This is a genomic window from uncultured Maricaulis sp. (assembly GCF_963976135.1).
GTDB lineage: Bacteria > Pseudomonadota > Alphaproteobacteria > Caulobacterales > Maricaulaceae > Maricaulis.
Window position 1 is genome coordinate 1 of the sequence record NZ_CAXBKN010000128.1, and the last position, 5812, is coordinate 5812.

At 64.5% G+C, this 5812-nt stretch carries 9 protein-coding genes; 5 read left to right on the plus strand and 4 right to left on the minus strand.

The features are described 5' to 3' along the window. A partial coding sequence (locus AAC023_RS13195) for an endonuclease/exonuclease/phosphatase family protein (protein ID WP_339741662.1) occupies window positions 1-185 on the minus strand: 185 nt, incomplete at its 3' end. Window positions 186-274: 89 nt separating this feature from the next. On the opposite strand from AAC023_RS13195, the gene AAC023_RS13200 reads away from it, so the two are divergent. Beyond that, entirely contained in the window at window positions 275-655 is a 381-nt protein-coding gene (locus AAC023_RS13200; protein ID WP_339741663.1) for a hypothetical protein, read from the plus strand. On the opposite strand, the gene AAC023_RS13205 is transcribed toward AAC023_RS13200, so the two are convergent. The 3 genes from AAC023_RS13205 to erpA all read right to left on the minus strand — a co-directional run bounded on the left by AAC023_RS13205 (window position 652) and on the right by erpA (window position 2084). Beyond that, window positions 652-1338 (minus strand): nitroreductase, encoded by a 687-nt coding sequence (locus AAC023_RS13205; RefSeq protein ID WP_339741664.1) that lies wholly within the window; start codon window positions 1336-1338, stop codon window positions 652-654. The two genes, AAC023_RS13200 and AAC023_RS13205, sit on opposite strands and share 4 nt — an antisense overlap. 7 nt (window positions 1339-1345) lie before the next feature. Continuing rightward, window positions 1346-1693, minus strand: a complete 348-nt coding sequence (locus AAC023_RS13210; protein ID WP_339741665.1) for a DUF1428 domain-containing protein — start codon at window positions 1691-1693, stop codon at window positions 1346-1348. A gap of 61 nt (window positions 1694-1754) precedes the next feature. Continuing rightward, window positions 1755-2084, minus strand: a complete 330-nt coding sequence (erpA, locus tag AAC023_RS13215) for an iron-sulfur cluster insertion protein ErpA (protein ID WP_339741666.1) — start codon at window positions 2082-2084, stop codon at window positions 1755-1757. Window positions 2085-2167: 83 nt separating this feature from the next. Between erpA and AAC023_RS13220 the strand changes: the two genes are divergently transcribed. The 4 genes from AAC023_RS13220 to AAC023_RS13235 all read left to right on the plus strand — a co-directional run. After that, the gene (locus tag AAC023_RS13220; RefSeq protein ID WP_339741667.1) at window positions 2168-3358 is read left to right on the plus strand and encodes a deoxyguanosinetriphosphate triphosphohydrolase; all 1191 of its coding nucleotides are present in this window, start codon (window positions 2168-2170) and stop codon (window positions 3356-3358) included. A 115-nt stretch (window positions 3359-3473) separates the two neighbouring features. Next, on the plus strand, window positions 3474-4313 hold the full coding sequence (locus AAC023_RS13225; protein WP_339741668.1) for an SPOR domain-containing protein: 840 nt from the start codon (window positions 3474-3476) through the stop codon (window positions 4311-4313). After that, complete coding sequence (nagZ, locus tag AAC023_RS13230) at window positions 4310-5326, plus strand: beta-N-acetylhexosaminidase (RefSeq protein WP_339741669.1); 1017 nt, start codon at window positions 4310-4312, stop codon at window positions 5324-5326. The genes AAC023_RS13225 and nagZ overlap by 4 nt, the downstream gene beginning before the upstream one ends. A gap of 7 nt (window positions 5327-5333) precedes the next feature. Beyond that, window positions 5334-5812, plus strand: a 479-nt coding sequence (locus AAC023_RS13235; protein ID WP_339741670.1) for a ScpA family protein, incomplete at its 3' end; no start/stop codon positions are given.

Genomic DNA, 5812 nt, shown 5'->3' on the forward strand with positions numbered 1-5812 from the left:
TTCTGGCCATGGGTGATGATGTTGTAGCCGAGCCGCTCGATCTCCTCGCGCGGGAAGCCCTCATCGACCGTCTTGATCTCCTGCAGGCAGACAATGTCGGGCTTGGCCTCCGTCAGCCAGTCGAGCGCGTTGGGCAGGCGGGCCTTGATGGAATTGACGTTCCAGGTTGCGAGGGTCAGGGTCATGGTGGTTCGCTTCGCTTTGGCGGCAGAGGACCCGCACCTTAGGCGATTTGCGGCTGGAGTGAAGCCGCGGGCGGCACGAATGAACAGGGATGGGCAGACACGTGCAGGATGAAAGCGACGAATTCGATACAGGCCCGGCGGCCGGACCGGGCCGGGCCTGGCTGATTTCCGCCAGCGTGGTGATTATCGCCTTCGGCTTCGCTTCCTCGGTGATGTGGGAGACGGCCGGGCTGATGCTGGCTGGCGGCAGTCTGCCGCTGGCGGCTGTGGCCCTTGCGGTCTATTCGGCCTGCGGGCCGCTGGCGGCCCTGCTGGCGCTGGCGATCGGCTGGTTGCGCTTTAATGGCGGCAAGCGGGGGTCGGCGTTGAAATGGATGATCGCGATCCCTGTGGTCTGGCTGATCGGCCTGTTGGGCTGGCTGGCGGCGCTGCAGGCCTTTTGCGGCGGGGCGCTGGTCTGCTCGGCCTAAAACCCGGCAAAACTCGCAAATTCATCGACATCCGCCCGCTCGGTGCGCGTCGCATTGACCGGCGCGTCCGGGTCGCCATGGCCCAGGGCGATGCCGCAGAACAGGGTGAAGTCGGCTGGGATGCCCACGGCGGTCTTCACCGTTTTGGGATAGATTGACCAGGCTTCCTGGGCGCATGTGGCCAGACCGGCCTCGGTGGCTGCGAGCAGGAAGGACTGGATGAACATGCCCAGATCCGACCATTGGCCCGGCTGCATGTCCTTGTGGATCGACACGAACAGCCCGACCGGCGCGCCGAAGAATTCGAAATTGCGCGCGACATGGACAAGGCGCGCCATCTTGTCCTCGCGTGGAATCTCCATCGCGGCATAGACGGCCTCGCCGCAGGCAAAGCGCCGGGCGCGCCAGGGATCGATGATCGGTTTGGGATAGATCTGGTATTCCGGCTCGGGCTCGCCAAACGGGTGTTCCGCCTGGGTCGCCCTGACCGCATCGATCACGCGCTGGCGCGCTTCGCCGGTGACGACATGGACCTCCCAGGGCTGGAGATTGCCGCCCGACGGCGCGCGGCTCGCCAGCCGCAGCAGTTCGCGCACCTGGGCTTCGCTGACCGGCGTGTCGAGATAGGCGCGCGTGGAGATGCGGGCGGCGAGGGCGTCGCTGACGCCGAGCGGGGTTGTCATGTCGCGATCAAATCTCGCCAAGCGGTTGAAAACTGCCGAAAATCATCCGTTTGCCGTCGAAGGGCATCGCGTCCGCCTTCATCCGAGGATCGGACATCATCTTTTCCATGGCGGCGTCGCATGTGGCCTTGTCAGGCCAGACAGCCCAGGAAAAGGTGACCGTCTCGTCTTCCTTCTTGTCCACCGCCAGCGGGAAAGAGGTGAGTTTGCCGTCCGGCACATCGACGCCCCAGCAATCGACGGCCTGCAGGGCACCGTATTCCTTCATCATGGTGACCATGGCTTCGCTGCTTTCCTCGAACGCCTTGCGATTGGCGTTGGGCACGGCTGCGACATAACCCTGAACATAAGCCATCATTTCCCTCCCGCGTTGACAGGCTGGCAGCCTATGCCAGCGCGAACCCGAGGGCGAGAGGTCAGACCGAAAAACTTGTGCCGCAACCGCAGGCGGCGGTGGCATTGGGATTGTGGATCTTGAAACTGGCGCCGATCAGCTCATCGACATAATCGATTTCCGAACCTTCCAGGAAGGGCAGGGAGGCCTCGTCGATCACCACTTTGGCGCCGTCGCGCTCAAGCAGGAGATCGTCCGGCTGCACCGCGCTGTCGAGGTCGAAGGTGTAGGAGAAGCCGGAGCAGCCGCCACCGACCACGCCGATGCGCAGCAGGCTCGCAGCCGCCTGGCTGGCGATGATGGTGTTGATCTGCCGGGCCGCATTGGCGGAAAGCGTCACAGATGTCGTCATGATTGGGCCATATCCGGCGTTCAGTTTCAGGGCTTCTTGCTCTATATGGACCCGCACCGGCATTGATGAAAGGCCCAAGCGACATGATGATAGCGGCCAATGACCGGTTTCGCGCGCCCTATGCGTGCCATCCGTCACAATCGCGCGGCCGGTTGTTCGCCCAGCCCGACAGCGCCATGCGCAACGCCTTCCAGCGCGATCGCGACCGAATTATTCATTCCGGGGCCTTCCGGCGTTTGAAGGAGAAGACCCAGGTCTTCGTCGCCCATGAAGGCGATCAATACCGCACCCGGCTGACCCATTCGCTGGAAGTGGCGCAGATCGCGCGCACGCTGGCGCGGGCGCTGGGCGGCGATGAGGATCTCGCCGAGGCGCTGGCCCTGGCGCATGATCTCGGTCACCCGCCCTTCGGGCATTCCGGCGAGCGGGTGCTGGCCGACAAGATGAAGGCGTTTGGCGGTTTCGACCACAATGCCCAGACCCTGCGTGTCGTCACCAAGCTGGAAGTGCGTTACCCGGAATTCGACGGGCTCAATCTGACCTGGGAAAGCCTGGAGGGCGTGGTCAAGCATAATGGCCCGCTCATGCCGGCCGGCGGTGACGGTTCCGGCCTCGCCTGGGCCTTCACCGATTATGAGGACTGGCGCTCGCTTGAGCTGCACACCCATGCCGGGCTGGAGGCCCAGATCGCGGCGCTGTCGGACGATATCGCCTATAATAATCACGACCTTGATGATGGTCTGCGTTCCGGCCTGCTGGAGCTTGAACCGCTGCTCGACCTGCCTTTGCTGGGCGATATCTTCCGCCGCGTCGAGACGCGCTGGCCCGATATCAAGCGCAATGTGATGATCCATGAAGCGGTGCGCGAACTGATCGGTTTGATGGTGGGCGATGTGCTCGAGGAGACGAAACGGCGTCTGGCCGAGGCGCAGCCGGCGAGTGCCGATGCCTTGCGCCAGCTGGACCAGCCCGTGGTCGCCTTTTCCGAGGACATGCTGGCGATCCTGGCGGCGTTGCGGCGGCATTTATTCGCCAATATGTACCGCCACTACAAGGTCAACCGCATGATGAGCCAGGGCCAGCGGGTGATGAGCGATCTGTTCGATCTCTATCTTGCCGACCCCGGCGTGCTGCCGCCGGATGTGCAGCGGGATATGGGCGAGGCCGGTTCGGCGCAGACAGCGCGGGCGGTTTGCGATTATATCGCCGGGATGACCGACCGCTTTGCGGTCGAGGAGCATCGACGGCTGTTTACCGTGCAGGGATATTTCTGATGCGCCTTGTCTCACGGCCTGCGAGATCGGTAAGTGCATGGGACAGACAATGTTATCGTGATGGGGTGCCGTGCGATTCGCGCGGCGCTGGATCATTGCCAGACGCCGGGATAAAATGACCGATCAGGACGACGACGCTCGCCTCGGAGCCTACGCACCACCGACTGACGAGTTCGCGACATTTGACGCGCGCGACGAGGATTCGCGCCGCGGCCCACTTCTTCTGGCCGCAGCCTTTGCCGTTTTCGTCCTGTTTCTCGGCGTGGTCTGGAGTGCCTATAATCAGGGCCTGCGCGAAAGTGGCCGCGATGGCGCGCCGCGCCTTCTGGCCAATAGCGAACCCTATCGCGAACGGCCGCTGGATCCCGGCGGTGTGCAGACGCCCGATACCGACATCGAGGTCTATGACCGGCTGAGCGGCGAGGACCACACCAATCAGGCCGTCACCACGCGGCCCGGACCGGAGGAGCCGCTTGATGAGAGCCGGCCCGCCTTGCGGATCGAGACCGTCACTGCTGATCAAACCGGTGTCCAGGACGCCCCGGACGCGAATCCTGCGCCCGATGTGACACCGCGTCAGGCTCCGGAACGTCCCGAGCCAGAGCGTGCACAGCCGCAGCCCGCCGAACCGGAAGCGCCGGCGCCCGTGCCTGCGCGCGACCCCGAACCGGCCCCGGCCGCGTCCAGGATCGCCGTCAATACCAGCGGCGAATGGGTGGTGCAGATCGCCTCCTTCCGCTCCCGGAACGATGCGGAAGCCGCCTGGCTGGCTTTTCGCACCCGTTTCTCCAGCATCGCCGCCGGTGTGGCACCGGATGTGGTTGAGGTCGATATTCCCAATCGTGGCATTTATTACCGCCTGCGCATTGCCGCCTTTACGAGCCGCGACTCCGCCGTCGACTATTGTGGCCGGTTGCAGGAGGGCGGACAGGATTGCCTGGTGGCGCGCCGATGAGCGTGAGTGCCGCGATTTATGGCCTGTCGGGGCCCAAGCTCACGACGGTCGAGAAGGCTTTCTTCCGCGATGCCGATCCCTGGGGCTTCATCCTGTTCGCGCGCAATATCGACGGACCGAAACAGCTCACCCGTCTGACCGGCAGCCTGCGCGATGCGCTCGGCCGCGATGTGCCGATCCTGATCGACCAGGAAGGCGGGCGCGTCGCCCGGCTGAAACCGCCGACCTGGCGCAAGGCGCCGCCGGCACAGGTGTTTGGCGATCTGTTCGAGCGCGAGCCGGAAGCGGCGATCGCGGCGGTGCGGCTCAATCATCGCCTGCTGGCGCATGAACTGCGCGGCGTCGGCGTCGATGTCGATTGCGCGCCGGTGCTCGATCTGCGCATTCCCGGCGCTGACGACATTATCGGCGACCGCGCCTTTGGCGAAACGCCGGACATCGTGGCCCTGCTGGGTCAGGCGGCGATGGACGGGCTGATGGCCGGCGGCGTTGCGCCGGTGATCAAGCATATTCCCGGTCATGGCCGTGCCGATGCCGACAGCCATCTCGCCCTGCCGCGCGTCACCGAGGAGCACGGCCTGCTGTCGGAAACCGATTTCGCCGCCTTCCGCAAGCTCAACAGGGCGGTGATGGCGATGACGGCGCATATTGTCTATGCCGATATCGATCCGGAAAACCCGGCGACCACTTCGCCGGACGTGGTGGGTAATGTGATCCGCGGCGAGATCGGTTTCGACGGTTTCCTGATGACCGACGATCTCTCGATGAAGGCGCTGTCGGGCACATTCCGCCAGCGCGGCGAGGCCTCGATCCGCGCCGGCTGCGATATTCTGCTACACTGCAATGGCGATCGTGGCGAAATGCGCCAGGTGGCCGAAGCGGCGCCGCGCCTGGCGGGCAAGGCGCTGGAACGGGCCAAGCTCGCCGAGCAGGCGCGCGATGTGATCGAGGATTTCGACCCTGAAGCGGGCGAATCAGAGCTCAATGAGCTGCTGGAGCTGGCCAGACGGTGAGGGTGGCGTGAACGAGGAGTTCGAGGAAGAGCTGAAATTCGAGGCGGCCGAAGAGGCCGAGGCGGATGCGCTCGTCGTCGATCTGGATGGCTTCGAGGGCCCGCTCCACCTTCTGCTGGCCCTGGCGCGCAAGAAGAAAATCGATCTCGCCCGTATCTCCATCCTTGAACTGGCCGAGCAATATCTCGGCTTCATGGCCGCGGCCAGCCGCAAACGGCTCGATCTGGCCGCCGATTATCTGGTGATGGCGGCTTGGCTCGCCTTTCTCAAATCCAAGCTCCTCCTGCCCAAACCGCCCAAGGATGACGATGAACCGGTCGAGGTGCTCGCCCAGGCGCTGGCTTTCCGCCTGCGCCGGCTTGATGCGATGCGCGCCGCTGGTGAAGCCCTGCACGCGCGGCCGCTGGAGGGGCGCGACGTCTTCATGCGCGGCGCGCCGGAAGGTGTGCGCTCGACCCGTTCGGTGATCTATGAGGCCGATCTGCA

Excerpts from the sequence above, each read along its gene's own strand:
- AAC023_RS13205 (WP_339741664.1), bottom strand. The coding sequence starts at position 1,338 with ATGACAACCCCGCTCGGCGTCAGCGACGCCCTCGCCGCCCGCATCTCC.
- erpA (WP_339741666.1), bottom strand. The coding sequence starts at position 2,084 with ATGACGACATCTGTGACGCTTTCCGCCAATGCGGCCCGGCAGATCAAC.
- AAC023_RS13225 (WP_339741668.1), top strand. The coding sequence starts at position 3,474 with ATGACCGATCAGGACGACGACGCTCGCCTCGGAGCCTACGCACCACCG.
- nagZ (WP_339741669.1), top strand. The coding sequence starts at position 4,310 with ATGAGCGTGAGTGCCGCGATTTATGGCCTGTCGGGGCCCAAGCTCACG.
- AAC023_RS13210 (WP_339741665.1), bottom strand. The coding sequence starts at position 1,693 with ATGGCTTATGTTCAGGGTTATGTCGCAGCCGTGCCCAACGCCAATCGC.
- AAC023_RS13220 (WP_339741667.1), top strand. The coding sequence starts at position 2,168 with ATGATGATAGCGGCCAATGACCGGTTTCGCGCGCCCTATGCGTGCCAT.
- AAC023_RS13200 (WP_339741663.1), top strand. The coding sequence starts at position 275 with ATGGGCAGACACGTGCAGGATGAAAGCGACGAATTCGATACAGGCCCG.